Consider the following 26,221-nt stretch of genomic DNA (forward strand, 5'->3'; position numbering starts at 1 on the left):
ATAGTATCGTAATTCAGCGCGGCGCCTGCGGAGGGGTCAGCAGACTCTGGATCAAGGTCCGCAGCTCCTCGTCGGTGACCGGCCAGTTCAGCGTATGGGTGTTGCGCGCCACGCCGTTCAGGGCGTTGAGGATCACCGCGGCCGGCAGCGCCGGCGGCGGCGTCATCCGCTCCAGCGCCTGGCCCAACGCGCCGGTGTTGCGGCTACGGCGGCCCTTGGTGCCGGCGAACAGCGGCGCAGCGATCTCGCGGTTCACCCGGGCCTCGGTCTGCAGCGCCACCGAGCAGGCGCCGAGGTGCGTGTGGCCGTAGAGTTCGATGAGCTTGTGGGCGAAGGCCTCAAGGTCCGCGGCCGGCGCGCCGGTGTCCTTGAATTCGGCCTCGCTCCAGACTTCGAGGAACGCCTCCATGACGCAGGCGGTCGGCGTATCCCAGCGGCGATAAAACGTCGCCTTGGTGACGCCCGCCTCGGCGCAGACGCGCTCAAGCGTCATGCCGGAATAGCCGTGACGGGCCAGCACCGTGAGGGCGGCCGCCTTGATACGCTCCTGCAGGCCGCTGTCGCGCGGGCGCCCGCGTCCCCGGCGCGCCGGCTCTGCCGTCTTGGCCTCGGTCGAACTCATGACCTTGGATGTCTCCCCGCGCCGAATCCGCGGCCGGCGGCCCCGCGCCAGCACACCAGTCTAGAGGCCCGCGCCTCGCTCGCCCGTCAAGCCCTGCGACCGACAAGCCCTTGGCCGCGCCGGGTATTTTCTGTACGAGCAGTCGGGCGTTGCGGCCTCTTACGGGTTTCCGGCCGCCGCCTCTCCCCCGAGCCCGCATGCAGGAGACATCCCATGGCGTGGCTCGTCCTCGGCGTCGCCGTCGTGACCGAAATCATCTGGGCGCTGAGCCTCAAATGGGCTGGGGTGCAGGCCACCTGGCAGGCCGCCAGCGTGCCGATCGCGCTCAGCTTCGTGAATATGGGCCTGCTGGCCTGGGCCATGCGCGGCTTGCCGGCCGGCACCGCCTATGCGGTCTGGACCGGCCTGGGCGCCGTCGGCGTCGGGATCTGCGGGGCGCTGCTGTTTGGCGAGAAGCTGTCGGGCGTGCAGATCGCCTTCATGGGCCTGATCGTGGTCGGCGTGGTCGGGACCAAGCTCGCCGCCTGATCCGGCTGCATTGACACTTATGGCGCGCAGGCCGCATCCCTTGGCGATGGCCAAGACGGATAAAGCGCCGCGCCGCTGGTCGGACGCCACCCACGCCAGCCTGATCGCGGCGGGGCTGGAGGCGTTCGGCGAACAGGGCTTCGACGCGCTGAGCGAGGACGCCATCGCACGGCGGGCGGACCTGACGCGCGGGGCGATCCAGTACCAGTTCGGCGGCAAGCGCGGCCTGTTCGCGGCGGTCTTCCAGCATGTCCTGACCCAGACCGCGCGCGATCTTTACGACCAGACGATGGAGCGCGCCCACTCGGTCGCCGAGCTCGGCGAAGGCGTCGGGGTGTTCATGGATCTGGCGCTGGATCCGCAGCGCCGCCGGCTGCTGTTCGTCGAGGCGCCGGTCGTGCTCGGCTGGGACGACTGGCGGGCGGGCCTGCGCGGCGCGTTCGAGCCGCTGCTACATCACGCCCTCGGCCACTGGGTGTCCGAGGGGCTGCTGCGCGAGGACGAAATCGCCGGCTACGCCGAGGTGCTGCTGGGCGCCGGCGTTCAGGCGGCCCTGGCCCAGAGCGCGGGCGACCCTGTCCCGCGCGCGGCCCTGGAGGCGATGATCGCCCGGCTCGCCGCCCGCCCCTGAGGCGCCTTGGTTGCGCCCTCCCATTATTTCATGCACGTTGCACGAAATAATGGGAGGAAGCCGCGCTATGTCTCGCTTCGCCGTCATCTCGGCCGCCGTGCTCGGCGTGCTGTTCCCACTGCTGGAGACGCTGCGGCGCGGCCTGGGCGCCTGGCTGACCACGCCGGTCACCCTGCTGGAGGACTATGTCGCCGGCGCGCTGCTCCTGTGGGCCGCGGTGTTCCTCGCCCAACGCCGGCCCAGCGGCTGGGTGGTGATGCTGGCGGCGGCCGCCTACACCACCGGCATGATGTCCTCGAGCTTCTGGAAGCAGTTGGAAGCGCAGCTGACCGGCGAGACCTGGGAGGACAACCAGGGCGTCGTCATCGCCTTCAAGCTGCTGTTGTGGGGCCTGCCGCTGATCCTGACGATCATCTCAGCCAAAGCGGTCCTGCGCGAACGGGCGACCTCATGAGCAAGGACATCTATCTCGTCGCCCACGGGCAGGCGCAGCACCATGTCCAGGGGCTGGTCGGCGGCTGGTATGACAGCGAGCTCACCGACCTCGGCCATCGTCAGGCGCAGGCGATCGCCGCCCATCTTGCCGAGCGCTTGGCCGGCGCACCCGCAGTGGAGGTCTACGCCTCGGACCTGCGCCGCACCGCCCAGACCGCCGCGCCGATCGCCCGCGCGCTGGGCGTCGAAGCCGTCCACTGGAGCGACCTGCGCGAGCGCAGCTACGGCGAGGCCGGCGGCAAGCCCGACGCCTGGCTGGAGGAACGCATGGTGCTGACGCCCAAGGAGGGAGACCGCCTCGACCACCGCGACGGCCTGGTTGAGGCCGAGACTAAGCGCGAGTTCGCCACCCGCATCTACCGCGCCATGGACGCCATCACGGCCAGCCCCTGTCAGGTGCAGGTGGTGGTCACGCACGGCTATGCGGTGACCTTCGCCATCGCCGCCTGGATCCGGATGCCGCTGGAGTCGGTCGGCTGGGTGAATTTCCGGTCGAGCTCGGGGGCGATCAGCCACCTGCGCGAGGACGACCACTGGTTCAACCGCTACCTGATGAGCCTCAGCGAGACGGGCCACCTGGCCGGGGTCGACTAGGTTTTGTCGGCTTCGCGCGGCGGCTCGTAGGCGAGCGCCGCCTCACGCGCGATGGCCAGGATTTCGTCTCCGCGCGCGCCGGGTCCGAACACCCGCGCCAGCAGCAGTCCGCCGAGCATCGTGCTCCAGGCCGCGACGGCCGCGTCAGTCTTGCCGTCCGGCTCGCCCATGGTCTTGGCGGTCCGTTCGAAGACGCCCTGCAACCGGTCGGCCATCAGCGCCCGCACCTGCGGATCGTCGGCGCGCGCGACGTCGGCGGCCAGCGAGGCGATGGGGCAGCCCTGGCCGATGCCGTCGCGGTGCGAGCGGCTGAGATAGCGGGTGACCATGGCCCGGAAGCCGCCGCCGGCCCGTTGATTGGCGGCCCGCTGCACGGCGAAGGTTTCGTCCAGCGCCCGGCCGAGCGCCGCCACCGCCAGCGCCGAGCGCGAGCGGAAGTGACCGTAGAAGCCGCCGCGGGTCAGGCTGGCCTGCTTCATCAGGGTGTCGATGCTGAGGTTTTCCAGGCCGCCGGCCCGAATCCGCTCGGCCGCCGCCTCCAGGATGCGCTCGCGGCTCTCGGCCTTCTCGGCTTGCGAATGTCCCATTGGCTCCGGACCTCACGGTTGACCGTCGTCAGAGCTAGCATGTTCCGGTCACACGCAACAGATGCGCATGAGTTTCCTTGATAATCTGAATGATTGACTTCATGCAGATGAATGTTGACCATCATGCAGATTGCCGATCTGGAAGATTTTCGATGACCGCAGCCACTATTTTGGCCGAAGCCGCCGTCCACCCGTTCGATGAGGCGCTGACCCTCAGAACCCTCGCCGAGGGCGTCTACGAAGGGGTTCCCAGCCAGCTCTACTGGAACATGGCCGGGCCGTTCGGCGGGGTCACCGCCGCGACCTTGATGAAGGGCGTGCTCGAGCACCCGGCCCTGCGCGGCCGGCCGCTGGCCCAGACCGTCAACTTCTGCGCGGCCATCACCCCCGACCCGTTCGTGCTGAAGGTGGTCCTGGAGCGCGACGGCAAATCGACCCAGCACTGGAGCGTGCGGCTGGAGCAGGCCGGCCAGATGGCGGCCAACGCCACCCTCGTCACCGGCCCCGAGCGCGACACCTGGGGCGCCCAGCCCTCGCTGCCGCCGGCCGCCCGCGACGCCGCCGACGTGCCGGTGTTCACCACCGCGGCGCTGACCGCCTGGTTCTCGCAGTACGAAATGCGTTTCGATCATGGGGCGCCGAGCCTCGATCAGAGCTCGGAGACCGGGCTCACCCGCGCCTGGCTGCGCGACCGCCAGGCCCGGCCGCTCGACTATCTGGCGCTGGCCTCGATGGCCGACGCCTTCGCGCCGCGGGTGTTTCTGATGCGCGGCGTGCGCGCGCCGGCCGCGACGGTGAGCCTGTCGACCTACTTCCTGGCCGCGCCGGACGAGTTGGCCGCGCAGGACGTGCGCCCGATCCTGGGGCAGGCGCAGCCGCGCGCGGCGCGGCACGGCTTCCACGACCAGACCGTCGAATTGTGGTCCGACGCCAAGTCGCTGCTTGCGGTCTCGCACCAGTTGGTGTGGTTCAAAGACTAGAAGAACGAATAAGTACAAGACGGGGGAGTCATGGGGGGAATTCGAGGCGGGCGCGCCCATCTGGGCGCGGCCTCGCTCTTTGCGCTGGGCTGGCTGCTGGCCGGTCCGGCCGCCGCGCAGCCGGCCAAGACCGACGACGGAACCGCGACCTTCCCGGCCGCCTTCTTCGCCCAGTACAACCCCGTGACCGCCGCCGACATGGTCGCGCGCGTGCCGGGCTTCGAGCTGCGCGACGGCGATGACCGGCGCGGCTTCGGCGGCTCGGCCGGCAACCTGCTGATCAATGGCGAGCGCCCGAGCTCCAAGACCGCGGCCTCGGAGATCCTCAAGCGGATCCCGGCCAGCGACGTCGTCCGAGTCGAGGTGATGTCGGCGACCAACGCCTCGTCGGACGTCCGCGGCCAGACCCAGGTGGTCAATCTGGTCATCAACCAGTCGGCGGCGCGCAAGCCCTCGACCACCTTCGTCGCTGGCCTGCGCCAGATCCAATACTCCGAGCGGATCGGCTGGACGCTGCAAGCCTCGCGCTCGATGGCGCTGTCCGACACCGCCGACCTGTCGATGGACGTGCAGACCCCGAACATCCTGGGGCGCGGCGAGATCCGCGACCTGCTCTACAACAGCGCCGGCGACCTGACCGGCGCCCGCTACCAGATCGGCCAGTCGACCAATGTCAGCCTGCAGGGCTCGGCCCACCTGCGCTGGCGGCCCAATTCGCAGGACGTGATCAACCTCAACGCCCAGTACGTCCCGGCCTGGAACAAGACCGACACCGTCCAGTACGAGGCGGTCGCCACCACCGCCCTGCGCAGCAGCCTGGTCGGCCTCACCGAGTATGACGACAACTACACCGCCGAGGTCGGCGGCGACTGGGAGCACAGCTTCTCGCAGGCTCTGTCGGTCAAGCTGATCGGGCTGATCTCGCAGTCCAACGTCGTCCAGCAGGACGTCTACGACATCTTCACCGCCCCGGCGGCCTACCTGATCCGCACCCAGGACCGCACGACCAGCGGCGGCGAGCGCATCGCCCGCGGGGTGGTGAAGTGGAACGCGTTTCCGCGCCACGCCCTGGAGTTCGGCGGCGAAGGCGCCTTCAACTTCCGCGACACGACGCTCGACATCGTCAACCAGCCGCGCGGCGGGGCGCCAATGCCCGTGCCCCTGCCCGTCGCCGACGCCCGGGTCGAGGAGGTGCGCGGCGAGGTGTTCGTCACCGACATGTGGTCAGCATCGGAAAAGCTGACGATCGAGGGCGGCGTCAACGTCGAGTTCTCGCGCATCTCGCAGACCGGCGACCAGGAGCAGGAGCGCGAGTTCAATTTCGTCAAACCGCGCCTGAACGCGACCTACGTGCTCACCCCCGACCACACCCTGCGCTTCAGCCTGGTGCGCGACGTGGCGCAGCTCGACTTCGCGGAGTTCAGCAGCACGATCGATTTCGTCAACTCCTCGACCATCCAGGGCAATCCGAACCTGGTTCCGGAGACGGCCTGGAAGTCGCGGCTGGAATGGGAGGGACGCTTCGGCAAGCGCGCCGCCGTGACCCTGGTCGCCTTCGCAGACAAGGTGCAGGACGTCCACGACCTAGTCGAGATCGGCGGCTTCGACGCCTACGGCAACATCGGCGACGGCACGCGGGTCGGGGCCGAGGTCCGCGGGACCGTGCCGCTGGACCCGATCGGTCTTGCCAATGCTGAACTGCGCTTCAACGGCCTCTACCAGCAGACGCGCGTCACCGACCCGATCACCGGCCAGGAGCGCTCGTTCTCCGTGCCGCTGGAGCGCCAGGGCACCGCCTCCGGCGCGCCGGTGCTCAACGCCGGCAACAAGGACTGGGCCTATGTCGTGAACTTCCGCCAGAACCTGCCGGCGATCTCCTCGGCCTGGGGCGTCGCGGCCGTGCAGTGGGCCGAGCGCGAGGAGTACCGGCGGGCCGAAATCCTCACCTATGTCCGGCCCGAGCCGCGCATCGACCTTTTCTTCGAGACCACGCTGATCAAGCCGGTGACCCTGAAGCTCTACGTCAACAACATCCTCTCCTCGTCCGAGGAGCGGACGCGAACCTACTTCCTCGGCTCGCGCGCCGGCGGCCAGATCGACCGGGTCGAGGAGCGGCTGTCGGACGGCGGCCCCGAGGGCTCGCGCGCCATCGGGGTCCAGGTGTCGGGAAGGTTCTAGGCCTCGGCGGCGTCCATCGCCGCCTTGGCCGCGGCCATCATCTTGGCGAAGGCGCCGCTGCGGATCAGCTCGCGGCGCTCTTCGAGGCCGCGGTGCAGTTCGGCCAGGACCTTGGCGGCATGCTCGTTGGTCTGGATCGCCGCCCACCAGGCCGCGACGTTGGCCGCCTTCGGCACCGGGTTCTCGACACCAGTCCCCGGCAGCACGTTCTCGATCAGGAACAGGGCCGGCACCAGCGCACAGTCGGCCAGGGTCAGCCGGCCGCAGCAGGCGTAACCGTCGGTCCCGATCATCTTGTCGAGCGCCTTGACGTTGCGCACCACCTGGCCGCCGAGCAGATCGACGACCCCCTGGTCGCGCGGCTCCGCCCGCGACTGCGGGCCGAGCATGAACATGTTGTTCATCAGGTAGACGTCGCCGATCCGCGCCAGGGTGCGGATATGGGCGGTCTCACGTGGGGTGGCGCCCAGCAGCGAGGGCTGCGGATAGACCTCCTCGATGTACTCGGCGATGACCTCGGACTCCGGCATCAGGTCGCCGTCGATGTCGAGCACCGGAATGCGGCCGATCGGCAGCCGCTGGCGGAACGCGGGCATGCCGAAGTCGGCCGGGCGCACCAGCTCGATATCGGTGATGCCCTTGGCGTAGATCTGCATCCGCACGCGGGCGGAATAGGGGCTGAGATCCCCCGAATAGAGCTTGGGCATGGCGTGTCCTCCTGGTCGGCTTGTTTCCCGTTAAAGAGCACGGATTGCGCCCGCCGCCCATGGCTACGGCTGGAACAACCGCGCCAGGCCCCCGTTCCCTGCTGCCCCACTATCACCGCAAGGAGGAACGCCATGACCAGCCCCGCCGACCTGCGCGAAAAGCTCTGGAAGTCCCTGAAGTCCGACAAGACCCTGATGCTCGGCCTGGCCGGCGTCGACGAAGGTCACGGACAGCCGATGACCGCTCAGTTCGATGGCGACGACACCCGCGCGATCTGGTTCTTCACCTCGCGCGACACCGATCTGGCCCAGGCCCTCGGCGCGCGCCATGAGGCGGTCGCCCACTTCATCGACAAGGGTCACGACCTCTTCGCGACCCTGCACGGCGACCTGATCGTCGACAACGACCCGGCCACGATCGACCGGCTCTGGAACAAGTGGGTCGCGGCCTGGTTCGAGGGCGGCAAGTCCGACCCGAAACTGTTGCTGCTGCGCTTCGAGCCCGAGCGCGGGCAAATCTGGCTGAACGAGAACAGCCTGTTCGCCGGGGTGAAGATGCTGCTCGGCGCCGACCCCAAGAAGGACTTCGCCGACAAGACCGCCGAAGTCCGCCTCAACTAGACCCGGTAGAGCCGCACCGGCGAGCCGGCCGCGCGGGCGATCACCCGCTTGGCCTCAAGGTCGAGTTGCACGCACTTCAGCCACCAGCCGGCCTTGTCCCCGCCCGGGAACAGGTCGTCTGGCAGCTGGGACAGCAGCGCGGCCTTGGCCGCCGCCACCGTGAGGCCCGGCGCCTCGCTCGGCAGCGCCGCCAACAGCGCGGTCCTCATCGCCCCGTACTTGGCGGCGTCGACCCGCGTGGTGCGGCCAGGACTGTTGGGGTTCTCGACCTCGACCTTGTCCGACATACGCGTCTCCTCCCGTTGTTGTTATGTCAGTTCGCGGCGGCCGCGCCCGGATAGTGCACCTGAGCGCCCGGCCCCAGCGGCAGATCCAGCAGCACCCAGCCGACGGTCATGGCGATGCCCGCGGCCATGAAGCAGAGCGCATAGGGCAGCATCAGGGCCAGCAGCGAACCAACGCCCATGCCCCGGTCCCAGCGCTGGCCGAACGCCAGGATCAGCGGGAAATAGCTCATCAGCGGGGTCATGATGTTGGTGTAGCTGTCGCCCATCCGATAGGCGGCGGTGGTCATCTCCGGGCTGACGCCCAGCAGCATGAACATCGGCACCACCACCGGCGACAGCGCGCTCCACTTGGCCGAGGCCGAGCCGATGAACAGGTCCAGGAACGAGGACAGCAGCAGCACGCAGACCAGCAGCACCGCCGGCGGCAGGGCCATGGCCTGCAGCGCTTCGGCCCCGTTGATGGCGACGATCGGGCCCAGTCGCGACCAGTTGAACATCGCCACGAAGTGCGCGGCGAAGAACACGAAGACCAGGTAGGGCGCCATGGTGCGCACGCCGTGCTGCATCATCTGCACGACGTCGTCGGCCGAGCGCACCGTGCCGACCGCGCGCCCGAAGGCGATGCCGCTCAGCACGAACAGCAGGAAGAAGCCGGCGATCAGCGAGGCGTAGAGCGGCTGCAGCCGCGCCGGCCCGACGGCGTCCTGGTCGATGAACGGGGTGTAGCCGGGCCAGAGGGCGAGAGCCGCGAAGCTCGCCACCACCGCCAGCGCAGCCAGTCCGGCCCAACGCAGGCCCTTGCGTTCCTCGGCGGTCAGGCCGGCCTTTTCGAGGTCGGCGCGCAGTTCCTCGTCGACCACGCCGTTCCAGACCCCCAGCCGCGGCTCGACCACCTTGTCGGTCAGGAACCAGATGATCGGGGTGAACAGCAGGACGATGGCGCAGATGTAGTACCAGTTGCCGAGCGGGTTCATCGTCCAGTCCGGCTGCACGATGCGCGCCGCCTCCTGGGTGAAGCTCAGCAGCAGCACGTCGATCTGGCCGGGGATCAGGTTGCCGGCATAGCCGCCCGAGACCGCCGCGAACGCCGCCGCCAGCCCGGCCAGCGGATGGCGTCCGGCCACCGCGAAGGTGATCGCCGCCAGCGGGATGAACACCACATAGGCCGCGTCCGAGGCGTGGTGCGAGACCATACCGATCACCGCTACGATCGGGGTCAGCAGCGCCTTGTGGGCGTTCCCGAGCGAGGCGCGGATCAGCGCCGAGAACATGCCCGAGCGCTCGGCCACCGCCGCGCCCAGCATGATCGTCAGCACCAGGCCCAGCGGCGCGAAGCCGGCGAAGGTACGCGGCATCTCGGCGAACAGCTTGGCCACGTTGTCCTGCGAGAACAGGCTGGCGGCGCGATAGGTCAGCACGCCATTGGCGAGCTCGGCGTGCTCAGGCGCCTTGGTCCCCGAATAGGCCAGCGAAGCCTGCCAGCCCATCGCCGCGCCGAACGCGGACAGAAGCATCAGGGCGAAGATCAGATAGACGAAGATGATCGTCGGATCGGGCAGCAGATTACCCGCACGCTCGACGAACCCCAGGAAGCCGCGTTGGCGCTCGGGTCGGGTTTCGTCGCTCATCAGGGCTCCTGGCGCCGCTTGGAAAGGGCGACCTGTCTAGCCAAGCCTGTGGGCGGCGCCCATCAACAACTACTTGACCGCCTTGCCGGCGCTCCAGCCCGCAAACGCCGGTCGCGCGGACTGCGCGGCGACCGCCAGTGTCGTCTTGTCGAGCACGGCCATGAACGCGGCGACCGCCTCGGCCAGAACGCTGCTGGTTTCGCAGCCCAGCCGCAGCTCGCAGTTGGCGCAATCGGCCATGCGCATGCCCGGCTCGAGGGCGCGCACGACGTCGCCGACCGTGATCTCCGCGGGCGACCTAGCCAGCGCGACCCCGCCGTTGCGTCCGCGCAGGCTGCGGATGAAGCCGGTCCGCACCAGCGCCTGGGCGACCTTCGACACGTGATTGTACGACAGACGCTGATCCGCCGCGAAGCTGGGCAGCGAGATCGGGCCGCCCTCCGTCCGCGTCAGGACGATGAGAAGCCGCAGGCCGAAGTCGGTGTGCTGGGTAAGCTGCATGCCGGGATCAATGTGGAAAACACGCTTGATGCAATCAAGCAGATATAATACCGGCTTTTTAATTACCACTTTTAGGGAGCCCTATATGCGCGTCGCGTCCGCCCAGGCCATGGCCATCGTCAAGTCCACCGCCCCCGCCCTGCAGAAGCACGGTCTCGCCATCACCACCGCGATGTACGCGCGGCTGTTCGAGAATCCGGAAATCGAGGCGATGTTCGACCGCGCCGCCCAGGTCAGCGGCGAGCAGCCGCGCCGTCTGGCCGGCGCCATCCTCGCCTACGCCAAGAACATCGATAAGCTCGAGAACCTCGGGCCAGCGGTGCAGACCATGGTCGCACGCCACGTCGACACCGGCGTGAAGCCGGAGCATTACCCGCATGTGGCGGCCGCCCTGCTGCCGGCGATCCGCGAGGTGCTGGGCGCCGAGGTCGCGACCGACGAGGTGCTGTCCGCCTGGGGCGAGGCCTACTGGATGCTCGCCGACATCCTCATCGCCGCCGAGGCCCAGGCCTACGAGGACGCGCAGGCCGCCTGACGGCCTCTATTCGGGAACTGGCGGCGGGGCCTGGCGATACCAGGCCAACTGCTCGCTCGTCGCCAGCAACCGCCCGTCGCGCGACCAGTAGCTGGAGCGCTCGTCCGAGGCGCCGCCGCCTCCGACCCGGCCCTCGCACTCGATCAGGATGAAGTCGTCGCCCAGCTCGGCGATCTGCTCGACGCTCGCGTGCAGATAGGCGGTCAGCGACAGGGTCGTCGTCATCGCTCGGTCCAGGGCGTACATCGCGCGCGGCGCGGAGTTGTCCGTCACCATCGCCAGCAGCGCCTTGTCCCAGACGCCGTTGCGCGGCCGCACCCAGGCCAACGAACGGGAGTCGCCACCGGGCTTGGGCGGGAAGCCGTCCAGGGTCCGCCGCTCGAACGCCGAGGCGCCGAAGTGCAGCGGTCCGGCCGGGTGGTCGGGGGTGGGCAGCTCGTCCGGCGACGGCGCCTGCGGCAAGGTGGCGAAGGCGAACGGCGGGGTGGGCGGACGCCGCGCCATGGTGATCATCGCGTGGACGCCGACGTCCTCGACGCCCTGCGGCCGCAGCTCGACCTCCCAGACCCCGATCGAACCGCCCTGGCGCAGGCGCCGCGTGCGCACGTCCAGCTCGCCGGACGGCAGGCCCGCGGCGTAGGTCAGGGTCATCGACAGCACCTCGCCGGTCGCCTCGGGCTCGGCCTCCAGCGCCCGGACGCAGAGACCCAGCGCATAACCGCCCCAGAGGCCGCCGCCGGGATTGCGCCACTCGGGGGCGGCGAAGGTGGTCCACCGCCCGGGAGCGGCGGCGTGCAGGGCGATGTCGTAAGCGGGGTTCGAAGACGTCGTGGACATACCGCCGTTCTACTGGCCCGGCGCTCGCGCGCAAGGCCGCCGGCCGTCGGAATCCCGACGGCCGGCTGCGCCCTAGAACCTGTGGCGCAGGGTCAGCTGCGCGTTGCGCGGCTCGGCGTAGACGAAGCCGGCGAACCAGGCGTTGTTGCTGTAGTAGGTCTCGTCGAACACGTTGTTGACGTTGAGCTGCAGCGTCGTCTGTTCGGTGAAGTCGTACTGCGCCATCAGGTTCGCGACCACATAGGACGGCTGGCCGACGGCTTCGCTCAAGCCGCTGCCCGGATTGGTCGCGGTCTGCGGCGGCCGGCTTTCCCAGCGCAGCGAGCCGCCCACGCTCAGCCGGTCCAGCGCCCCCGACAGTTCGTACTTGGTCGAGAGCCGCAGCACCTTGCGCGGATGGTGCGCCTGGACGTGCACGCCGTCGCCGTCGCGGGCCGTGAACTGGCTCCAACCCACGCTGATGTCCCAGTCAGGCAGCGGCCGGCCGGCGAGCTCCAGCTCGTAACCCTTGGAGACCGTGCCCTCGGCCGGGCGGTAGGCCGGATCGATGGTGCCCGGCACGAAGTAGCCGGCGTCGACCACCGGGAAGTTGTTCTGCTCGACGCGGAAGATGGCGGCCGAGGCGCGCAGCAGGCCGCCCATCATGTCCGCCTTCAGACCGGCCTCGTAGTTGTCGCCTTCGAGCGGGTCGAGATACTTGCCCTCGCGATCGCGATAGTTCTGCGGATCGAAGATGCTCGTGTAGCTGACATAGGCCGACAGGGTGTCGTTGAAGTCGTAGATCAGGCCGACATAGGGCGTGAAGACGTTGCTTTCCTTCAGGGTGAAGGCGACCGGCGTGTAGGTCGCCACCTCCTCCTCGCGCTTCCAATTGGAGAGGCGGCCGCCGGCGATGAGCTTCAGGTTGTCGAGGATCTGGAACCTGGTCGCCGCATAGAAGCCGCTCTGTTCGGTCGTGCCGACGCCCGACATGTCATAGCGCGGACCCCAGACGGGCTCGGGATAGCTGCCGTCCCAGTGGTGGAAGTCGCCCGAGTCGGGGACCGCTCCCACCGGGTCCTGGTTGCTCCAGCCGTTGAGCAGGCGATTGTACATCGCCCCGACGATCAGCTCGTGCTCACGGCCGAACAGGTCATAGGCGCCCTTCACCGCCAGGCTGGCGTTCCATTGCTCGGGCGCGGTCTTGTACCAGTAGGGCCAGGCGCTCATGCCCAGGCCCGTCTGCCGGTCCAAGTCGCCCCACATCCACAGCAGCTTCGAGTCCTCTTCCTGCCGGTGGTAGCTGACGTCGCCGCGGATCGACCAGCGCGGGCTGAGCTGATGCTCGACCGTGACGAAGGCGGCCTGCTCGGTCGTGTCCCACTGGTTCCACTTCGCCGCGCTGGTCTTCGAGGTCGGCCAGTTGGTGCGCGTGCCGTCGGTATACCAGTAGGGAAGTTGGCCCCAGAGCACGCCGCTGCGCTCGTCCACCTGCTGGCTGGCGCCGAAGCTGAGGCGGGTGTTCTCGCCCAGGTCGGCGTCGATCACCCCATAGAGCGTGTAGCCTTTGGAGCTTTCGAGATCGACGAACGAGTCCTGGTCGTAGATCTGGGCGACGAAGCGGCCGCGCACGGAACCGTCGCGGGTGATCGGCACGGTGACGTCGGCCATGCCCGAGACGTGGTCCCAGGAGCCGACCTCCAAGGTCAGCTCGCCCGAGAACTCGCGAGCGTCGGCGTGCTTGCGGATCAGGTTGATCGAGGCGGACGGCTCGCCGGCCCCCTGCAGCAGGCCGGTGGCGCCGCGCACCACCTCGACCCGCTCGTAGATCGCCGTGCTGGTTTCCTCCAGGCCGATATTGCCGTTCTCGAACGGCACGCCGTCGAGCTGGAAGTTGGTGATCTCGAAGCCCCGCGCGGCGAGTTGGTTGCGCCCGCGATCGACGGCCTTCAGCGAGACGCCGGTGGTGTAGGCCAGCACATCGGCCACCTTGGAGGCGCCCTGGTCCTCGATCTGCTGGCGGGTGATGACGCTGAGCGACTGCGGTGTTTCACGCGGCGTGAGGCTCAGCCCCGTCGCCGTGGTGTTCGCGGTGGCGCCGCGCCCATAGACCACGATCGCCTCGACTTGCGTCTTGTCCTCGGCCTCCTCCGCGGCTGCAGCCGCCGGAATCAACACCGCCGCAGCGAGCGCAACCACCGACGCCGAGCGCGCCAAGCCAACCCGTCCTGCGACCCCTGGATGCACCCAAGCCATGCGACGCCCGCCCTATTCTTCGTTTCTGGAATGACGCTCGCCTATTGCATTTAAGAGTCACTTGCAAGATGTCGCCAGGGGCGGGCTGAACACGGCAGGTCGTCTGCGTCCTCCAAGCCTCACCCTGAAGGATCGCGGAACCAACCTCGAATACCGATGTTCTCAAGCCGGGCGGGAGAGAACGAGCGTCGGGTGACTGCGCGACGCCTGCTGGGGATTGGGCTCCGTCATGATTTCCACCCGCATATCCCGCAGCTCGCGTAGCTGGACGGCCGCCCTGAGCGCCGCCGTCCTATCGCTTGCGACGGCGCCGGCGGCCCGCGCCGACCAGGCGCCGCCCGCCGCCGAGAGCGCGACGACGCTGTTCCAGAACGTTCGCGTGTTCGACGGCAAGCACACGACCCTGTCGGCTCCGTCCAACGTGCTGGTCACCGGCAACAAGATCGCCCAGATCTCGACCGGGGCCATCGCCGCCCCGCCTGGCGCCAAGGTGATCGCCGGCGGCGGCCGCACCCTGATGCCGGGCCTGATCGACGCCCACTGGCACGCCATGCTGATCCGCGGGACGCCGACCGAGATCCTGTCCGGCGACGCCGGATACTCCAACCTGCTGGCCGGGGCCGAGGCCCACGACACCCTGATGCGCGGCTTCACCACCGTGCGCGACGTCGGCGGCCCGGCGTTCAGCCTCAAGCACGCCATCGACCAGGGCGTGATCGACGGCCCGCGCATCTATCCGTCCGGCGCGATGATCACCATCACCAGCGGCCACGGCGACTTCCGCCAGCTCACCGACCTGCCCCGGCGGGCCGGCCAGCTGACCCGGGTCGAGGAACTCGGCGGCGCGGCCATCGCCGACAGCCCCGACGAGATGCGCATGCGCGCCCGCGAGCAGCTGATGCAGGGCGCCTCGCAGATCAAGGTGACGGCCGGCGGCGGCGTCTCCTCGCCGTTCAGCCCGGTCGACGTCGCCACCTTCACCGAGCCGGAGCTGCGCGCCGCCGTCGAGGCCGCCGAGAACTGGGGGACCTATGTCGTCGCCCACGCCTTCACCGACGAAACCATCCGCCGCTCGATCAACGCCGGGGTGAAGGTCATCGAGCACGGCTTCCTGATGCACGAGGACACCGCCCAGCTGATCGCCCAGAAGGGCGTCTGGCTCAGCCTCCAACCGCTGCCCGAGGCGCTGCGCGAGGGCTTCCCGCCCGGCTCGGTCCAGCGTGAGGGCGCCGACGAGGTCTGGCCCGGGATCGACCGCACCTATCGCCTGGCCCGCAAGTACAAGCTCAAGACCGCCTGGGGCACCGACGTGCTGTTCTCGCAGGCCCTGGCCCAGCAGCAGGGCGCGATCCTCGCCTCGCTGGCGCGCTGGTACACCCCGGCCGAGGCGCTGATCATGGCCACCTCGACCAACGCCGAGCTGCTGCGCCTTTCGGGTCGCCGCAATCCCTATCCGGGCGCGCTGGGCGTCGTCGAGCAGGGCGCCTACGCCGACCTGATCCTGGTCGACGGCGATCCGCTGACCAACCTCAACCTGATCGCCGATCCCGCCCGAAACTTCCTGGTGATCATGAAGGACGGCAAAATCTATAAGGACACCCTGCCGAACTGACCCCGTCTTCGCGCCCAACGCCGCAGTTTGCCCCTCCCCCCTCCCCCTTGCGGCAGAGTCCCGCTATATGCGCGCCCATGAGCGCTCAGCCTGGCAAGACCCTTCGCGAAACCGCCGCCGAGTACGGCCTGAAGTCGGAAGAATTCGACGTCATCCTTCAACGCCTGAACCGCGAGCCCAACGAGGTCGAGCTGGGCGTGTTCTCGGTGATGTGGAGCGAGCACTGCTCCTACAAGTCGAGCAAGAAGCACCTGGGCAAGTTCCCGACTACGGGGCCCCGCGTGATCTGCGGCCCGGGCGAGAACGCCGGGGTGATCGACATCGGCGACGGCCAGGCCTGCATCTTCAAGATGGAGAGCCACAACCACCCGTCCTACATCGAGCCCTATCAGGGCGCGGCGACCGGCGTCGGCGGCATCATGCGCGACGTCTTCACCATGGGCGCGCGCCCGGTGGCGCTGCTCAACGCCCTGCGCTTCGGCGATCCCAGCCATCCGAAGACCAAGCGCCTGGTGTCGGGCGTGGTCAGCGGCATCGGCGGCTACGGCAACTGCGTGGGCGTGCCCACCGTCGCCGGCGAAACCAACTTCCACCGCGGCTATGACGGCAACATCCTGGTCAACGCCATGTGCGTGGGCCTGGCCGACGCCGACAAGATCTTCTACTCGGCCGCCCCGGCCGCCGGCCTCAGCGTCGTCTACTTCGGTTCGAAGACCGGCCGCGACGGCATCCACGGCGCGACCATGGCCTCGGCCGAGTTCGACGACGCCTCGGACGAGAAGCGCCCGACCGTGCAGGTCGGCGACCCCTTCGCCGAAAAGCTGCTGATCGAAGCCACCCTGGAGCTGATGGCCTCCGGCGCGGTCGCCGCCATCCAGGACATGGGCGCGGCGGGCCTGACCTCCTCGTCGGTCGAAATGGCCGGCAAGGGCGGGGTCGGCATCGAGCTGATCCTCGACAACGTGCCCCAGCGCGAAGAGGGCATGACCGCCTACGAGATGATGCTGTCGGAAAGCCAGGAGCGCATGCTGGCGATCCTGAAGCCGGGCCGCGAACGCGACGGCCACGCCATCTTCGAGAAGTGGGGCCTGGACGCCGCGATCATCGGCGTCACCACCGACACCGGCCACCTGGTGCTGAAGCACAAGGGCGACGTGGTCTGCGACGTGCCGCTGGCGCCGCTGTTCGACGACGCGCCGCTGTATGACCGTCCGTGGGTCGCCTCGCCGCAGCTGCCGCGCCTGACGCCCGCCGACGTCGCGGCCCCGGCCGACTACTCGGCCGCTGTGCTGACGCTGATGAGCAGCCCGGACATGGCCTCCAAGCGCTGGCTCTGGGAGCAGTACGACCGCCACGTCATGGCCGACACCCTCGAGGACTCGGCCACCGGCGCCGACGCCGGCATCGTGCGCGTGCACGGCTCGAAGAAGGCGCTGGCCGTCACTTCCGACTGCACCCCGCGCTACGTGCTGGCCGATCCCTTCGAGGGCGGCAAGCAGGTCGTGGCCGAAGCCTGGCGCAACCTGACCGCCGTCGGCGCCGACCCGATCGCGATCACCGACAACCTGAACTTCGGCAATCCCGAGCGCCCCGAGATCATGGGTCAGATCGTCCGCGCCATCGAGGGCATGGCGCAGGCCTGCCGCGACCTCGACTTCCCGGTCGTGAGCGGCAACGTCTCGCTCTACAACGAGACCAACGGCGCAGCGATTCCGCCGACCCCGACCGTCGGGGCCGTCGGCCTGATCGCCGACTACGCCCACCGCGCCGACTTCGCCGGCATGAAGGACGGCGACGCCCTGGTGCTGATCGGTTCGACCGTCGGCGAGCTGGGCGCCTCGATGTACCTTCGCGAGGTTCAGGGCCAGGAAGCCGGCGCGCCGCCGCCCGTCGATCTGGCGCTGGAACGTAAGGTCGGCGACCTGGTGCGGAACCTGATCCTTTCGGACCAAGTCACGGTTTGCCATGACCTTTCCGACGGCGGACTGATCGCCGCCGCGGCCGAGATGGCGCTGGCCTCGAAGACCGGCTTCACGCTGCAGACGGGCGGTTCGATCCCCGCCCACGCCTTCCTGTTCGGCGAGGACCAGGCCCGCTATCTGGTCGCCGTCAAGGACGCCGCCCCGATCCTGGCGGCCGCCCAGGCGGCCGGCGTCGAAGCAGCCGTCATCGGCAAGGCCGGCGGCGGCGACGTCGCGGTAGCGGGGCTCTTCACCCTGCCGCTGGCCAAGCTGCGCAGCGAGCACGAGGGCTGGATGCCGGCCTATATGGGCGGCTGATGTCCAAGCTCCGCCGCCTCATCGACCTGCCCGGGATCCGCGACCTTGAAGACAAGGCGCTGATGCAGCCGCGATATGCGGACGCCGACGCCCGCGCGACCTATCCCGAGATCGACGAGGTCTCGCGCGCGCTGTTCGGCATCACCCAGGACGAGGCCGACGACGTTCCGCGCCCCGAGGGCTGGGACCGGATCGACCGCAAGCCGGTCCGTGACCAGGTCATCGCCCTCGAGGCCGAGGGCTGGGACGTCACCGACGACAAGCGCCGGCCGCTGCGGATGCTCGACCACTTCGCGCCGCAGCTCTGGCTGGCCTTGCGCGGCGTCGCCGGCGAGCTGCCGTTCCAAGCCGAAGCTGACCCGGACGAGGCGGTCTATTCGTCCCTTGCCGCCGACGCCGCCAAGTTCCGGCGCGACCGCCGCTAAGTCGAAGGCGACAGATGCATCCGGGGGCGAGATGCGCGCGTAGGTAGGGATATGACCCGCCTGCTCGCCCTCGCCCCGTTCCTGCTGCTGGCCGCCTGCGCCAGCGCTCCGACCCGCTCGGGTTTCCTCTCCACCTATGACGGCCTGACGCCGCGCACCGACACGGTGCGCGCCAAGGTCGAGCAGCGCCGCGACGAGGCGACACTGGCCGAGGTCCGTCAGGTCGCCATCGAACCGACTGTGCTTATGGGCCCGGGCGGCTGGCTCACCCCCGGCGAGCAGGTGCTGCTGCAGAGGGAGCTCGACGCCCAGCTCTGCTTTGAGCTCTCGGAGCGCTTCGAAATCCACCCTGCCGCGCCCAACCGGGTGCGCGTGGCGATCACCCGCGTCGATCGGACCGGGCGGGCCGCCTCGGTCGCCTCCGCCGCGGCAGGCTTCTTCATTCCCGGCCCCTTGGGACTGCGCGCGCCCGGAACGCTCGGGTCGCTGTCGGCCGAGGCCGAGATGCTGCAGGGCGAGCGGCAAATCGTGGCCGTCAGCTGGAGCCGCAGCGCCACCGCCATCGGCACGGACGATCCCTCGCTCAGCCGCGTGGGCGACGCCTTGCAGTTCGCCGAGCCGTTCGCGGACGCGGTCGCCGCGGCGATGACGCCGGAGGGCCTGAAGTCGCGTCCGATCCCCAAGCCGGACCCCTGCGCCGAGTTCGGCGGCCGCTTCCGGCCGGAAGGCTGGGCGGCCAAATTCGCCACCGGCCTCTACGTGCCGGAGATGAGCGGCGCGAAAGCGAGCGACAAGGGCAAGCGCTAGGCGGTGGCCTTGGCCAGCAGCTCCAGAGCCGCGGCCGCGAACGCCTCCATGTTGGCGACGCGGTCGTCCGATCCAGTCTCGATGGTGGTCACGAACTCGACCGGGCCCGAGATCGCCACGCAAGTGTGGCCGGCGGCGTCCCCGTAGCCGTTGCCGGTCGGCCCGGCGGCGCCGGTCTCCGATACGCCCCAGGTCGCGCCGAAGCGCTCGCGGACGGTGCGGGCCAGCAGCAGGGCGTAGGGCTCGCTGGCCGAGCGCATGCCTTCCAGCGCCTCCTTCGGGATCTCCATCAGCATCACCCGGGCCTTGGGCGTGTAGACCACCCCGCCGCCGAGATAGAAGGCCGATGCGCCCGGCACGCTGAGCAGCGCGGCGCTGATCAGACCGCCGGACGAGCTTTCGGCCACCGCCACACGCTCCTTGCGCGCCTTTAGCTGCTCGCCGATCTGGGCGGCCTGAGCCATCAGAGCCTGCATTCGGTTACTCCTCGTCCAGTCGATAGGTCGTCCGCGCCACGTCGCGGAACAGCAGCGCCTTTTCGTCGGCGCTGGCGCCGGACGCCAGCCGCTTCAGCGCGTTCCAGAGGGTGGCGTAGTCGCAACTGACCCGGTCGACCGGGAAGTTGCTTTCGAACATCGCCCGCTGCGGGCCAAACAGTTCGATGCAGGTCTCAATGTAGGGCCGCCAGGCGTCGGCGAGCTCCGCCGAGGACGGCAGGCTTTCACGCTTGTGGAACTCAAAGCCGCAGATCGCCATGCCCAGCCCGCCCAGCTTGACGACGACGTTCGGGCGCTGGGCCACTTGCGCCATGTCGCGCTTCCAGCGCGCGAACTCCTCGTCGCGACGGCCGGCATAGGGCCCGATGCCGAGGACGCCGCCGACATGGTCGAGCACGATGGAGGTTTCCGGGAAGGCGGCGGCGAGATCGGCCACCTCCGGCAGTTGCGGGTGAAACTGCCAGGCCTCGAACGACAGGCCGTTGGGCGCCAGCTGGGCGAAGCCGCGGCGAAAATCCTCGCGCCCGTACAATCCCTGCGGGGGATTGGTGTGGCCGTTGCGCACGTCGTCGCTGGGGTCCCAGGCGCCGGTATGCCGGATGCCGCGGAACCGGCCGCCGCCGGCGCGGATGTGGCCCGCAAGCGCTTCGCCGACGTCGGCATGGGTCAGGTCGGCGAACCCCACGATCCCGGCGCAGGCCCGCACCGAGCCGTACCGGCCGCTGGCCGACATCGCCGCCACGCCGTTGACGAACTCGGTCTCGCCCACCGGCGACAGCAGGCGACTCGTATCGGCGCTGTACATGGCCCCGCACTCGACGAAGACCGTGCTCTCGACTTTGTGGCCCGCCCCGAGGTCGGCCAGCAACTCGTCCAGCAGGTATCGCCCGTTCGGGAAGTCCCAGAGGTGGTGGTGCGGATCACAAATCGGCAGGTCCGGTTCAATGATCTCCTCGGTCACGCCCTCTCCCCCGCTCGTTTTTCTTGGCTTCCGTACGCCGGCGCGCTCATGATGCCCGCCAATTAGAACGACCGCCATTTCTTCGGGAGGATTTTTATGGACGCCCAGTCTCAGTGGACCGGCCTCGACGCCGCGCGCCTGGAACGCATTACCGACCACCTCGAGCGCAACTACATCGGCCCGCAGAAGATCATGGGCGCTCAGCTCGCCGTCGCCCGCCGCGGCCAGGTCGCCTTCCGCAAGTCCTTCGGCTCGATGGACCTGGAGCGGAACAAGCCGATGGCCGACGACGCCATCTTCCGCATCTATTCGATGACCAAGCCGATCACCTCGGTGGCGTTGATGATGCTGTACGAGAAGGGCTACTTCCAGCTCAACGACCCGGTCAGCCGCTACGTGCCCTCCTGGAAGAACCACCGCGTCTACGTCTCCGGCGAAGACGAGACGATGGTCACCGAGCCCGCCCGCCGGCCCATCTCCTTCCGTGACGTGCTCTCCCACACCGCCGGCCTGACCTATGGCGGCGGCCTGGCCGGCGTCGGCCTCCAGCACCCGGTCGACAAGCTCTACCGCGCGCTCAAGGTCCGCACCCTCGGCGGCGAGGACACCATGCAAGGCTTCCTCGACAAGCTCGGCCAGGTGCCGCTGGTCTATCACCCGGGCGAGCGCTGGATGTACTCGCTGGCCACCGACGTCTGCGGAGCCCTGGTCGAGGTGATTTCCGGCAAGCCGTTCGGCCAGTACCTGCAGGACGAGATCTTCGGCCCGCTGGGCATGAAAGACACCTCGTTCTCGGTCGCCCCGGACAAGGCCGACCGCTTCTGCGCCAACTACCAGCGCGGCCCGGACAAGAAGCTGAAGCTGATCGACGATCCGGCCACCAGCGTCTTCGCGCGCCCGGCCAGCTTCGAATCCGGCGGCGGCGGCCTGACCGGTACGATCGACGACTACATGCGCTTTTGCGAGATGCTCCGCCGCGGCGGGGAACTGGACGGTGTCCGCATCCTGGGCCCGCGCACCCTGGAAATGATGCACATGAACCACCTGGCCGGGGGCCAGGACCTGTCGACCATCGCCATCGGCAGTTTCTCGGAGACCGCCAATGACGGCGTCGGCTTCGGGCTCGGCTTCGCCTCCACCAAGGGCCAGGTCGAGACCGGCTCGCTCGGCGCCGGCGACTACTATTGGGGCGGCGCAGCCTCGACCATCTTCTGGGTCGACCCCAAGGAGGAGCTGTCAGTGGTGTTCATGACCCAGCTGATGCCGTCCGGCACGTTCAACTTCCGCGGCCAGCTGAAGAGCCTGATCTATTCGGCGATCGTCGACTAGGGCCTGAAGGGACGTCGATGGAGCTGCTCGTCAACATCGACGTCCCCGACCTGGCCGCAGCGGAGGCCTTCTACACCACCGCCTTCGGGCTGACGGTGACGCGCCGGTTCGGCGACGGCGGCGTGGAGCTGTCAGGACTGCCGGTCCGCATCTACCTTCTAGAGAAAGCCGAGGGGTCGATCGGGGCGGGCCAGGACGTCCGACGCTATGTGCGCCATTGGACCCCGGTGCATTTCGACATCGTCGTCGAGGATCTCGATCCGGCCCTGGCCCAAGCGCTGGCCGCCGGCGCGACACTGGATTTCGAACCACGCACCCATGCCTGGGGCCGCATCGCGGTGCTCGCCGATCCGTTCGGCAACGGCTTCTGCCTGCTGCAGTTTCTGAACCGCGGATATGACGAGATCGCACCTGCGATCTGACCGGTGACGCCCGGCGAACCCATATGGCAATCCAGCGGTTGTTAAGCTTTCTGCCGCACTAAAGATTCGCCGAGTGGAGTTCCCCCGATGCCCATGTCCATCGCTGACTTGGAAGCCAATCTGAAAGAAGCGTTCCCGGACGCTGAGATCGCCATCGACGATCTGGCCGGCGACGGTGACCATTACCGCGCCCGCATCGTGTCCCCCGCCTTCGCCGGCCTCTCGCGCATCAAGCAGCACCAGCTCGTCTACGGCGCGTTGAAGGGCAAGGTCGGCGGCGAACTGCACGCCCTGGCCCTCGAAACCTCCGCGCCGGTCTAAGGGGACCCAGCCCGTGCGCTACCGTCCCTTCGGCGCATCGGGAAAGGCGGTTTCCGCCGTCAGCCTTCTATTGCGCGACGCGCCGAACATGGGCTCGCCCAGCGCCTGGCGCAGCCTGATCATCTCGGCGATGGAAAGCGGCGTGAACAGCTTCGAGGCGACGGCCGGATCCGACGTCCTGGCGATGGGCCTGGGCGAGGCGCTCAGCGTCGTCGAGCGGCGGCTGATATTCCTGGGCTGGCGTTTGCGCGGCAACCCGGCCGGCGCAGTCACCGGCCGCGACATCGCCGATAGCGTTCGGGCCGCCCTCCAGCGTACTCGCGCCGGCTATCTCGACCTGCTGATGCTGGACGAGACCGCAGCGGAGACCATGACGCCCGACGCGCTCACCTATCTCGCCGACCTGCGCAACGCCGGGGTCTGCCTGCAGATCGGCGTCGTCGGCGAGGGACCGGTGATCGACAAGTGCATCGCCAACGACGCCTTCGACGTGCTGGCCACGGGCTTCAGCCTGGTCTCCGACTGGCAGACCCGCCGCCGCATCCGCGACGCTTCGGCCGCCAACATGACGCTGATCGGCTGTGACCCTTTCCCAAGCGGCCTGCAATCTGGCCCCTCGTCTCGCGCCGAAATCGAGCGGCCAATGCGCCGGGGCCTGCTTGGCGGGCGTCGGCAAGATCCAACGCCGAGCTCCAACACCTACGGCTTTCTGCACGACACGCCGGGCTGGTCCTGCGAGGAACTGTGCCTGGCCTTCGCCCTGACCGAGCCAGCCTTCGCCACCATCCAGCTTGAGGCCGGGCGCGCGGACATGATCGAACGCATGTCCACCGTCACCGACAAGGACCTGCCGACCGGCGTCGCCGCCCAGATCGAGATGGCGCGCTTCGGCCAGATCGCCGCACAGCGACGGGCCTGACGACGCGGCCGCTTGACCCCGGCGCTCCGGCTCCCTAGCTCTGGGACGAATTCTTCGCCGCAAAGGCTCCAGTCATGACCGACGCCACGACCGCAAATCCCGTCCACGACTTCATCGCCAAGGCGGTGGCCGACCATCCGGTGGTGCTGTTCATGAAAGGCGTGCCGGAAGAGCCCCGCTGCGGCTTCTCCTCGGTCGTCGTGCAGATCCTCGACCACCTCGGCGCGGACTTTGTCGGCGTCGACGTCCTGCAGAGCGAGCCCCTGCGCGAAGGCATCAAGACGTTCACGGACTGGCCGACCATTCCGCAGCTCTATGTGAAGGGCGAATTTGTCGGCGGCGCCGACATCATCCGCGAAATGTTCCAGTCTGGCGAACTGAAGACCCTGCTGACCGAACAGGGCGTCCTGACGGCGTGAGCCGCCTGCTCGAACCGCCGCCCGGCCGCCAGGTCTTCACGCTCCAGTTCACGCCGGCGGAGTCCGACATCGACGCCAACGGCCACGTCAACAACGTGGTCTATGTGCGCTGGATTCAGGACATGGCCACGTCGCACTGGGCGTCGCGGCAACCCGCCGAGGACCAGGCCCGCTGGGCCTGGATCGTGCTGCGCCACGAGATCGACTATCGCCGCGCCCTGATGCCAGGCGAGACCGCCACGGCCCGCACCTGGGTGGCCGAAACCGCCGAAGGCCCACGCTTCGACCGCTTCGTGCGGATCGACGGTCCCGACGGGGCCATGTGCGCGCAGGCGCGGACGGAATGGTGCATGATCGACGCCGCCACGGGTCGCCCCAAGCGCGTCACACCCGACATCGTGGAACGGTTTACCTGACGCCTGACCGGGAGGGATCTGCGTGAGCCGGACGACAGAGATCCTCCCCCTTCGCTGCGGCACGCTCCGCGCGCCGGGCAAGATGCTGGAACGCGGCGCCCAGGGCGACTTCACCCTGCCCGTCTACGCCTTCCTGATCACCCACACATCCGGCCGGGCCGCCGTGTTCGACGCGGGGCTGTCGCCCAGCGACCATGACCAGGTGTTGTTCGACGCCTTCCACAACGCGCTGCCGCCCGGCCATGACGTCGCCGCGCGGGTGGCGGCCGCGGGCGTGGAGCCGGGCCGTATCGAGGCGCTGGTGATCTCGCACTCTCATTACGACCATGTCGGGGGCGCGCACCTGCTGCCCAACGCTCGGGTGATCATTCATCGTCGTGAAGAGCTGCGCACGCTGGATGCCGGCCGCGACATGCTGCGGGTCGACGAAACCCACGACGTGTTCGGCGACGGTTCGGTCGAGGTGTTCGCCACGCCCGGGCACACCTGCGGCCATCAGTCGGTGCGCGTGTTCCGCGAGGGCGGCGCCGACATCCTGGCGGGCGACGCCTGCTACTTCTGCCGATCCCTTGATCACGACGAGGTCGACCAGCCCTTCCCGTTCGACAAGGCGCAGTATGTGGCGACCAAGCGCCGGTTGGCGGCGATGCGGGCGCAGGGCGACTTCGTGATCCCCGGCCACGACGAGAGCTTCCTCGACCAGATCCCGCCCGGCAGTGCTGTAAAAGCGAGCCCGCTCAGCCGTCTCTAGAGACCCGGCCCGGTCCAGGCGGTCACGGGATTGAGCAGAAACACCGTCGCGCGCGGCTCCAGGCCGAGCTCGGCCCAGGTGAAGCGCAGCTCGGTCTTGCCCATCGCGAAGGAGCGGCATTGGTCCAGGCGCTTGCGGGCGAACGACACGGTCGGCGCCAGTCCCTTGCGATCGACGTAGAACGCGAAGTCGTCCTTGCGGGTGCAGCCGTTCGAGGCGACCTGGAGCGTCAGAGCGTCCCGCCCGGCGATGGCCGAATAGACGGCCTCCAGCTCCGGATGGGTGGCCGCGGAAGGCATCACCACCGCAGGCGCGGTGGCGCACCCGGTCAGCAGGCCCAGGCCCGCCAGAAGCACTAGTCGACGATTCATCGGCGGACTCGGCCACAGATCGCCCAAAAGCAAAAGGCCCCGGATCGCTCCGGGGCCTTCGCAATTTCGATCTGGTCTTTGGCGCCGATTAGGACGCGTAGAATTCGATAACCAGGTTCGGCTCCATCTTCACCGGGTACGGGACCTCGGAGAATTCCGGAACGCGGACGAACTTGGCGGTCATGCCCTTCGGATCGAGATCGATGTAATCCGGGGTGTCACGCTCGCTCGACTGGAGGGCTTCCAGCACCAGGGCCATGTTGCGCGAACGCTCGCGCACGGTGACCACGTCGCCGACCTTCACGCGGTAGGAGGCGATGTTGACGCGCTTGCCGTTCACCAGGACGTGGCCGTGGTTCACGAACTGACGGGCCGCGAACACGGTCGGCACGAACTTCGCGCGATAGACGACGGCGTCCAGACGGGATTCCAGCAGGCCGATCAGGTTTTCCGAGGTGTTGCCCTTGCGGCGGGCGGCTTCCTCGTAGGTGCGCGAGAATTGCTTCTCGGTCAGGTTGCCGTAGTAGCCCTTCAGCTTTTGCTTGGCGCGCAGCTGCAGGCCGAAGTCCGAGACCTTGGACTTGCGACGCTGGCCGTGCTGGCCGGGGCCGTAGGCGCGCGAGTTGATCGGCGACTTCGGACGACCCCAGATGTTTTCGCCCATCCGGCGGTCGATTTTGTACTTGGCGCTCTGGCGCTTCGACATACTCGTCTCTTTCAATCGGA

Annotated in this window: 31 protein-coding genes; 19 read left to right on the plus strand and 12 right to left on the minus strand. The window is 68.7% G+C overall.

Annotated elements, in window-relative coordinates; translation table 11 throughout:
• Window positions 1-13: 13 nt before the first annotated feature.
• Window positions 14-622, minus strand: coding sequence for a TetR/AcrR family transcriptional regulator (locus tag C0481_RS09235; RefSeq protein ID WP_293402902.1), 609 nt, complete (start codon window positions 620-622; stop codon window positions 14-16).
• Between the two features lie 213 nt (window positions 623-835).
• On the opposite strand from C0481_RS09235, the gene C0481_RS09240 reads away from it, so the two are divergent.
• From C0481_RS09240 to C0481_RS09255, 4 genes are all read left to right on the plus strand, one after another.
• Window positions 836-1,150 carry an SMR family transporter gene (locus C0481_RS09240; RefSeq protein WP_293402904.1) on the plus strand — a complete coding sequence of 105 codons (315 nt, stop codon included), beginning with the start codon at window positions 836-838 and terminating at the stop codon, window positions 1,148-1,150.
• 46 nt (window positions 1,151-1,196) lie between these two features.
• On the plus strand, window positions 1,197-1,781 hold the full coding sequence (locus C0481_RS09245) for a TetR/AcrR family transcriptional regulator (protein WP_293402906.1): 585 nt from the start codon (window positions 1,197-1,199) through the stop codon (window positions 1,779-1,781).
• 67 nt (window positions 1,782-1,848) lie between these two features.
• A complete protein-coding gene (locus C0481_RS09250; RefSeq protein WP_293402908.1) occupies window positions 1,849-2,235 on the plus strand; it encodes a hypothetical protein in 387 nt (128 codons plus the stop codon).
• On the plus strand, window positions 2,232-2,870 hold the full coding sequence (locus tag C0481_RS09255; protein ID WP_293402910.1) for a histidine phosphatase family protein: 639 nt from the start codon (window positions 2,232-2,234) through the stop codon (window positions 2,868-2,870). Before C0481_RS09250 ends, C0481_RS09255 begins: the two co-directional genes overlap by 4 nt.
• Here C0481_RS09255 and C0481_RS09260 read toward each other — a convergent pair.
• Window positions 2,867-3,457, minus strand: a complete 591-nt coding sequence (locus C0481_RS09260; RefSeq protein ID WP_293402912.1) for a TetR/AcrR family transcriptional regulator — start codon at window positions 3,455-3,457, stop codon at window positions 2,867-2,869. The genes C0481_RS09255 and C0481_RS09260 overlap by 4 nt on opposite strands.
• 152 nt (window positions 3,458-3,609) lie before the next feature.
• Between C0481_RS09260 and C0481_RS09265 the strand changes: the two genes are divergently transcribed.
• Window positions 3,610-4,437: a thioesterase family protein gene (locus C0481_RS09265; RefSeq protein WP_293402914.1), complete on the plus strand. Its 828-nt coding sequence runs from the start codon at window positions 3,610-3,612 to the stop codon at window positions 4,435-4,437.
• A gap of 30 nt (window positions 4,438-4,467) precedes the next feature.
• Window positions 4,468-6,615, plus strand: coding sequence for a TonB-dependent receptor (locus C0481_RS09270; protein ID WP_293402916.1), 2,148 nt, complete (start codon window positions 4,468-4,470; stop codon window positions 6,613-6,615).
• On the opposite strand, the gene C0481_RS09275 is transcribed toward C0481_RS09270, so the two are convergent.
• The gene (locus C0481_RS09275; RefSeq protein WP_293402918.1) at window positions 6,612-7,322 is read right to left on the minus strand and encodes a glutathione S-transferase N-terminal domain-containing protein; all 711 of its coding nucleotides are present in this window, start codon (window positions 7,320-7,322) and stop codon (window positions 6,612-6,614) included. The two genes, C0481_RS09270 and C0481_RS09275, sit on opposite strands and share 4 nt — an antisense overlap.
• Before the next feature lie 132 nt (window positions 7,323-7,454).
• Here C0481_RS09275 and C0481_RS09280 point away from each other — a divergent pair, with 132 nt between their 5' ends.
• The gene (locus C0481_RS09280) at window positions 7,455-7,943 is read left to right on the plus strand and encodes a pyridoxamine 5'-phosphate oxidase family protein (RefSeq protein ID WP_293402920.1); all 489 of its coding nucleotides are present in this window, start codon (window positions 7,455-7,457) and stop codon (window positions 7,941-7,943) included.
• Here the strand turns inward: C0481_RS09280 and C0481_RS09285 are convergent.
• The 3 genes from C0481_RS09285 to C0481_RS09295 all read right to left on the minus strand — a co-directional run bounded on the left by C0481_RS09285 (window position 7,940) and on the right by C0481_RS09295 (window position 10,359).
• Window positions 7,940-8,230 carry a hypothetical protein gene (locus C0481_RS09285; protein WP_293402922.1) on the minus strand — a complete coding sequence of 97 codons (291 nt, stop codon included), beginning with the start codon at window positions 8,228-8,230 and terminating at the stop codon, window positions 7,940-7,942. The genes C0481_RS09280 and C0481_RS09285 overlap by 4 nt on opposite strands.
• Window positions 8,231-8,256: 26 nt before the next feature.
• Entirely contained in the window at window positions 8,257-9,858 is a 1,602-nt protein-coding gene (locus C0481_RS09290; protein ID WP_293402924.1) for an AbgT family transporter, read from the minus strand.
• Window positions 9,859-9,927: 69 nt separating this feature from the next.
• The gene (locus C0481_RS09295) at window positions 9,928-10,359 is read right to left on the minus strand and encodes an Rrf2 family transcriptional regulator (RefSeq protein ID WP_293402926.1); all 432 of its coding nucleotides are present in this window, start codon (window positions 10,357-10,359) and stop codon (window positions 9,928-9,930) included.
• An 85-nt stretch (window positions 10,360-10,444) separates the two neighbouring features.
• Here C0481_RS09295 and C0481_RS09300 point away from each other — a divergent pair, with 85 nt between their 5' ends.
• Window positions 10,445-10,894, plus strand: a complete 450-nt coding sequence (locus C0481_RS09300) for a globin domain-containing protein (protein ID WP_293402928.1) — start codon at window positions 10,445-10,447, stop codon at window positions 10,892-10,894.
• A 6-nt stretch (window positions 10,895-10,900) separates the two neighbouring features.
• On the opposite strand, the gene C0481_RS09305 is transcribed toward C0481_RS09300, so the two are convergent.
• Window positions 10,901-11,731: a thioesterase family protein gene (locus C0481_RS09305; protein WP_293402930.1), complete on the minus strand. Its 831-nt coding sequence runs from the start codon at window positions 11,729-11,731 to the stop codon at window positions 10,901-10,903.
• A gap of 72 nt (window positions 11,732-11,803) precedes the next feature.
• Window positions 11,804-13,927, minus strand: a complete 2,124-nt coding sequence (locus tag C0481_RS09310; protein WP_293402932.1) for a TonB-dependent siderophore receptor — start codon at window positions 13,925-13,927, stop codon at window positions 11,804-11,806.
• Between the two features lie 268 nt (window positions 13,928-14,195).
• Between C0481_RS09310 and C0481_RS09315 the strand changes: the two genes are divergently transcribed.
• The 4 genes from C0481_RS09315 to C0481_RS09330 all read left to right on the plus strand — a co-directional run bounded on the left by C0481_RS09315 (window position 14,196) and on the right by C0481_RS09330 (window position 19,089).
• On the plus strand, window positions 14,196-15,578 hold the full coding sequence (locus C0481_RS09315; RefSeq protein ID WP_293402934.1) for an amidohydrolase family protein: 1,383 nt from the start codon (window positions 14,196-14,198) through the stop codon (window positions 15,576-15,578).
• 77 nt (window positions 15,579-15,655) lie between these two features.
• Window positions 15,656-17,857 (plus strand): phosphoribosylformylglycinamidine synthase subunit PurL, encoded by a 2,202-nt coding sequence (purL, locus tag C0481_RS09320; RefSeq protein ID WP_293402936.1) that lies wholly within the window; start codon window positions 15,656-15,658, stop codon window positions 17,855-17,857.
• Window positions 17,857-18,282 carry a hypothetical protein gene (locus C0481_RS09325; RefSeq protein ID WP_293402938.1) on the plus strand — a complete coding sequence of 142 codons (426 nt, stop codon included), beginning with the start codon at window positions 17,857-17,859 and terminating at the stop codon, window positions 18,280-18,282. Before purL ends, C0481_RS09325 begins: the two co-directional genes overlap by 1 nt.
• Before the next feature lie 51 nt (window positions 18,283-18,333).
• Window positions 18,334-19,089 (plus strand): DUF3313 family protein, encoded by a 756-nt coding sequence (locus tag C0481_RS09330; protein WP_293402940.1) that lies wholly within the window; start codon window positions 18,334-18,336, stop codon window positions 19,087-19,089.
• Here the strand turns inward: C0481_RS09330 and C0481_RS09335 are convergent.
• Together C0481_RS09335 and C0481_RS09340 are read right to left on the minus strand one after the other, a co-directional pair.
• Window positions 19,086-19,565, minus strand: a complete 480-nt coding sequence (locus C0481_RS09335; protein ID WP_293402942.1) for a CinA family protein — start codon at window positions 19,563-19,565, stop codon at window positions 19,086-19,088. The genes C0481_RS09330 and C0481_RS09335 overlap by 4 nt on opposite strands.
• A 4-nt stretch (window positions 19,566-19,569) precedes the next feature.
• Entirely contained in the window at window positions 19,570-20,547 is a 978-nt protein-coding gene (locus C0481_RS09340) for an amidohydrolase family protein (RefSeq protein WP_293402944.1), read from the minus strand.
• A 96-nt stretch (window positions 20,548-20,643) separates the two neighbouring features.
• Between C0481_RS09340 and C0481_RS09345 the strand changes: the two genes are divergently transcribed.
• From C0481_RS09345 to C0481_RS09375, 7 genes are all read left to right on the plus strand, one after another.
• The gene (locus C0481_RS09345; protein WP_293402946.1) at window positions 20,644-21,876 is read left to right on the plus strand and encodes a serine hydrolase domain-containing protein; all 1,233 of its coding nucleotides are present in this window, start codon (window positions 20,644-20,646) and stop codon (window positions 21,874-21,876) included.
• A 17-nt stretch (window positions 21,877-21,893) separates the two neighbouring features.
• Window positions 21,894-22,298, plus strand: coding sequence for a VOC family protein (locus C0481_RS09350; RefSeq protein WP_293402948.1), 405 nt, complete (start codon window positions 21,894-21,896; stop codon window positions 22,296-22,298).
• A gap of 87 nt (window positions 22,299-22,385) precedes the next feature.
• Window positions 22,386-22,619, plus strand: coding sequence for a BolA family transcriptional regulator (locus C0481_RS09355; protein WP_293402950.1), 234 nt, complete (start codon window positions 22,386-22,388; stop codon window positions 22,617-22,619).
• A 13-nt stretch (window positions 22,620-22,632) separates the two neighbouring features.
• Complete coding sequence (locus C0481_RS09360) at window positions 22,633-23,538, plus strand: aldo/keto reductase (protein ID WP_293402952.1); 906 nt, start codon at window positions 22,633-22,635, stop codon at window positions 23,536-23,538.
• Between the two features lie 74 nt (window positions 23,539-23,612).
• On the plus strand, window positions 23,613-23,957 hold the full coding sequence (gene grxD, locus C0481_RS09365) for a Grx4 family monothiol glutaredoxin (RefSeq protein ID WP_293402954.1): 345 nt from the start codon (window positions 23,613-23,615) through the stop codon (window positions 23,955-23,957).
• A complete protein-coding gene (locus tag C0481_RS09370) occupies window positions 23,954-24,373 on the plus strand; it encodes a thioesterase family protein (RefSeq protein WP_293402956.1) in 420 nt (139 codons plus the stop codon). The genes grxD and C0481_RS09370 overlap by 4 nt, the downstream gene beginning before the upstream one ends.
• Window positions 24,374-24,395: 22 nt before the next feature.
• Complete coding sequence (locus tag C0481_RS09375; protein WP_293402958.1) at window positions 24,396-25,124, plus strand: MBL fold metallo-hydrolase; 729 nt, start codon at window positions 24,396-24,398, stop codon at window positions 25,122-25,124.
• Here the strand turns inward: C0481_RS09375 and C0481_RS09380 are convergent.
• Together C0481_RS09380 and rpsD are read right to left on the minus strand one after the other, a co-directional pair.
• The gene (locus C0481_RS09380; RefSeq protein ID WP_293402960.1) at window positions 25,121-25,495 is read right to left on the minus strand and encodes a hypothetical protein; all 375 of its coding nucleotides are present in this window, start codon (window positions 25,493-25,495) and stop codon (window positions 25,121-25,123) included. The two genes, C0481_RS09375 and C0481_RS09380, sit on opposite strands and share 4 nt — an antisense overlap.
• Window positions 25,496-25,583: 88 nt before the next feature.
• Window positions 25,584-26,201 (minus strand): 30S ribosomal protein S4, encoded by a 618-nt coding sequence (gene rpsD, locus C0481_RS09385; protein WP_293402962.1) that lies wholly within the window; start codon window positions 26,199-26,201, stop codon window positions 25,584-25,586.
• Between the last annotated feature and the right edge of the window lie 20 nt (window positions 26,202-26,221).

Origin of the sequence: Phenylobacterium sp. (assembly GCF_013822795.1) — a bacterium.
Lineage (GTDB): Bacteria > Pseudomonadota > Alphaproteobacteria > Caulobacterales > Caulobacteraceae > Phenylobacterium.

Bases quoted from the DNA above. Each gene is read 5' to 3' on its own strand.
- C0481_RS09235 (WP_293402902.1), bottom strand. From the start codon at position 622: ATGAGTTCGACCGAGGCCAAGACGGCAGAGCCGGCGCGCCGGGGACGC.
- C0481_RS09315 (WP_293402934.1), top strand. From the start codon at position 14,196: ATGATTTCCACCCGCATATCCCGCAGCTCGCGTAGCTGGACGGCCGCC.
- C0481_RS09350 (WP_293402948.1), top strand. From the start codon at position 21,894: ATGGAGCTGCTCGTCAACATCGACGTCCCCGACCTGGCCGCAGCGGAG.
- C0481_RS09285 (WP_293402922.1), bottom strand. From the start codon at position 8,230: ATGTCGGACAAGGTCGAGGTCGAGAACCCCAACAGTCCTGGCCGCACC.
- C0481_RS09250 (WP_293402908.1), top strand. From the start codon at position 1,849: ATGTCTCGCTTCGCCGTCATCTCGGCCGCCGTGCTCGGCGTGCTGTTC.
- C0481_RS09305 (WP_293402930.1), bottom strand. From the start codon at position 11,731: ATGTCCACGACGTCTTCGAACCCCGCTTACGACATCGCCCTGCACGCC.
- C0481_RS09255 (WP_293402910.1), top strand. From the start codon at position 2,232: ATGAGCAAGGACATCTATCTCGTCGCCCACGGGCAGGCGCAGCACCAT.
- C0481_RS09345 (WP_293402946.1), top strand. From the start codon at position 20,644: ATGGACGCCCAGTCTCAGTGGACCGGCCTCGACGCCGCGCGCCTGGAA.
- C0481_RS09300 (WP_293402928.1), top strand. From the start codon at position 10,445: ATGCGCGTCGCGTCCGCCCAGGCCATGGCCATCGTCAAGTCCACCGCC.
- C0481_RS09275 (WP_293402918.1), bottom strand. From the start codon at position 7,322: ATGCCCAAGCTCTATTCGGGGGATCTCAGCCCCTATTCCGCCCGCGTG.
- C0481_RS09260 (WP_293402912.1), bottom strand. From the start codon at position 3,457: ATGGGACATTCGCAAGCCGAGAAGGCCGAGAGCCGCGAGCGCATCCTG.
- C0481_RS09380 (WP_293402960.1), bottom strand. From the start codon at position 25,495: ATGAATCGTCGACTAGTGCTTCTGGCGGGCCTGGGCCTGCTGACCGGG.
- C0481_RS09330 (WP_293402940.1), top strand. From the start codon at position 18,334: ATGACCCGCCTGCTCGCCCTCGCCCCGTTCCTGCTGCTGGCCGCCTGC.
- grxD (WP_293402954.1), top strand. From the start codon at position 23,613: ATGACCGACGCCACGACCGCAAATCCCGTCCACGACTTCATCGCCAAG.
- C0481_RS09335 (WP_293402942.1), bottom strand. From the start codon at position 19,565: ATGCAGGCTCTGATGGCTCAGGCCGCCCAGATCGGCGAGCAGCTAAAG.
- C0481_RS09290 (WP_293402924.1), bottom strand. From the start codon at position 9,858: ATGAGCGACGAAACCCGACCCGAGCGCCAACGCGGCTTCCTGGGGTTC.
- C0481_RS09240 (WP_293402904.1), top strand. From the start codon at position 836: ATGGCGTGGCTCGTCCTCGGCGTCGCCGTCGTGACCGAAATCATCTGG.
- C0481_RS09325 (WP_293402938.1), top strand. From the start codon at position 17,857: ATGTCCAAGCTCCGCCGCCTCATCGACCTGCCCGGGATCCGCGACCTT.
- purL (WP_293402936.1), top strand. From the start codon at position 15,656: ATGAGCGCTCAGCCTGGCAAGACCCTTCGCGAAACCGCCGCCGAGTAC.
- C0481_RS09270 (WP_293402916.1), top strand. From the start codon at position 4,468: ATGGGGGGAATTCGAGGCGGGCGCGCCCATCTGGGCGCGGCCTCGCTC.
- C0481_RS09280 (WP_293402920.1), top strand. From the start codon at position 7,455: ATGACCAGCCCCGCCGACCTGCGCGAAAAGCTCTGGAAGTCCCTGAAG.
- C0481_RS09295 (WP_293402926.1), bottom strand. From the start codon at position 10,359: ATGCAGCTTACCCAGCACACCGACTTCGGCCTGCGGCTTCTCATCGTC.
- C0481_RS09245 (WP_293402906.1), top strand. From the start codon at position 1,197: ATGGCCAAGACGGATAAAGCGCCGCGCCGCTGGTCGGACGCCACCCAC.
- rpsD (WP_293402962.1), bottom strand. From the start codon at position 26,201: ATGTCGAAGCGCCAGAGCGCCAAGTACAAAATCGACCGCCGGATGGGC.
- C0481_RS09355 (WP_293402950.1), top strand. From the start codon at position 22,386: ATGCCCATGTCCATCGCTGACTTGGAAGCCAATCTGAAAGAAGCGTTC.
- C0481_RS09265 (WP_293402914.1), top strand. From the start codon at position 3,610: ATGACCGCAGCCACTATTTTGGCCGAAGCCGCCGTCCACCCGTTCGAT.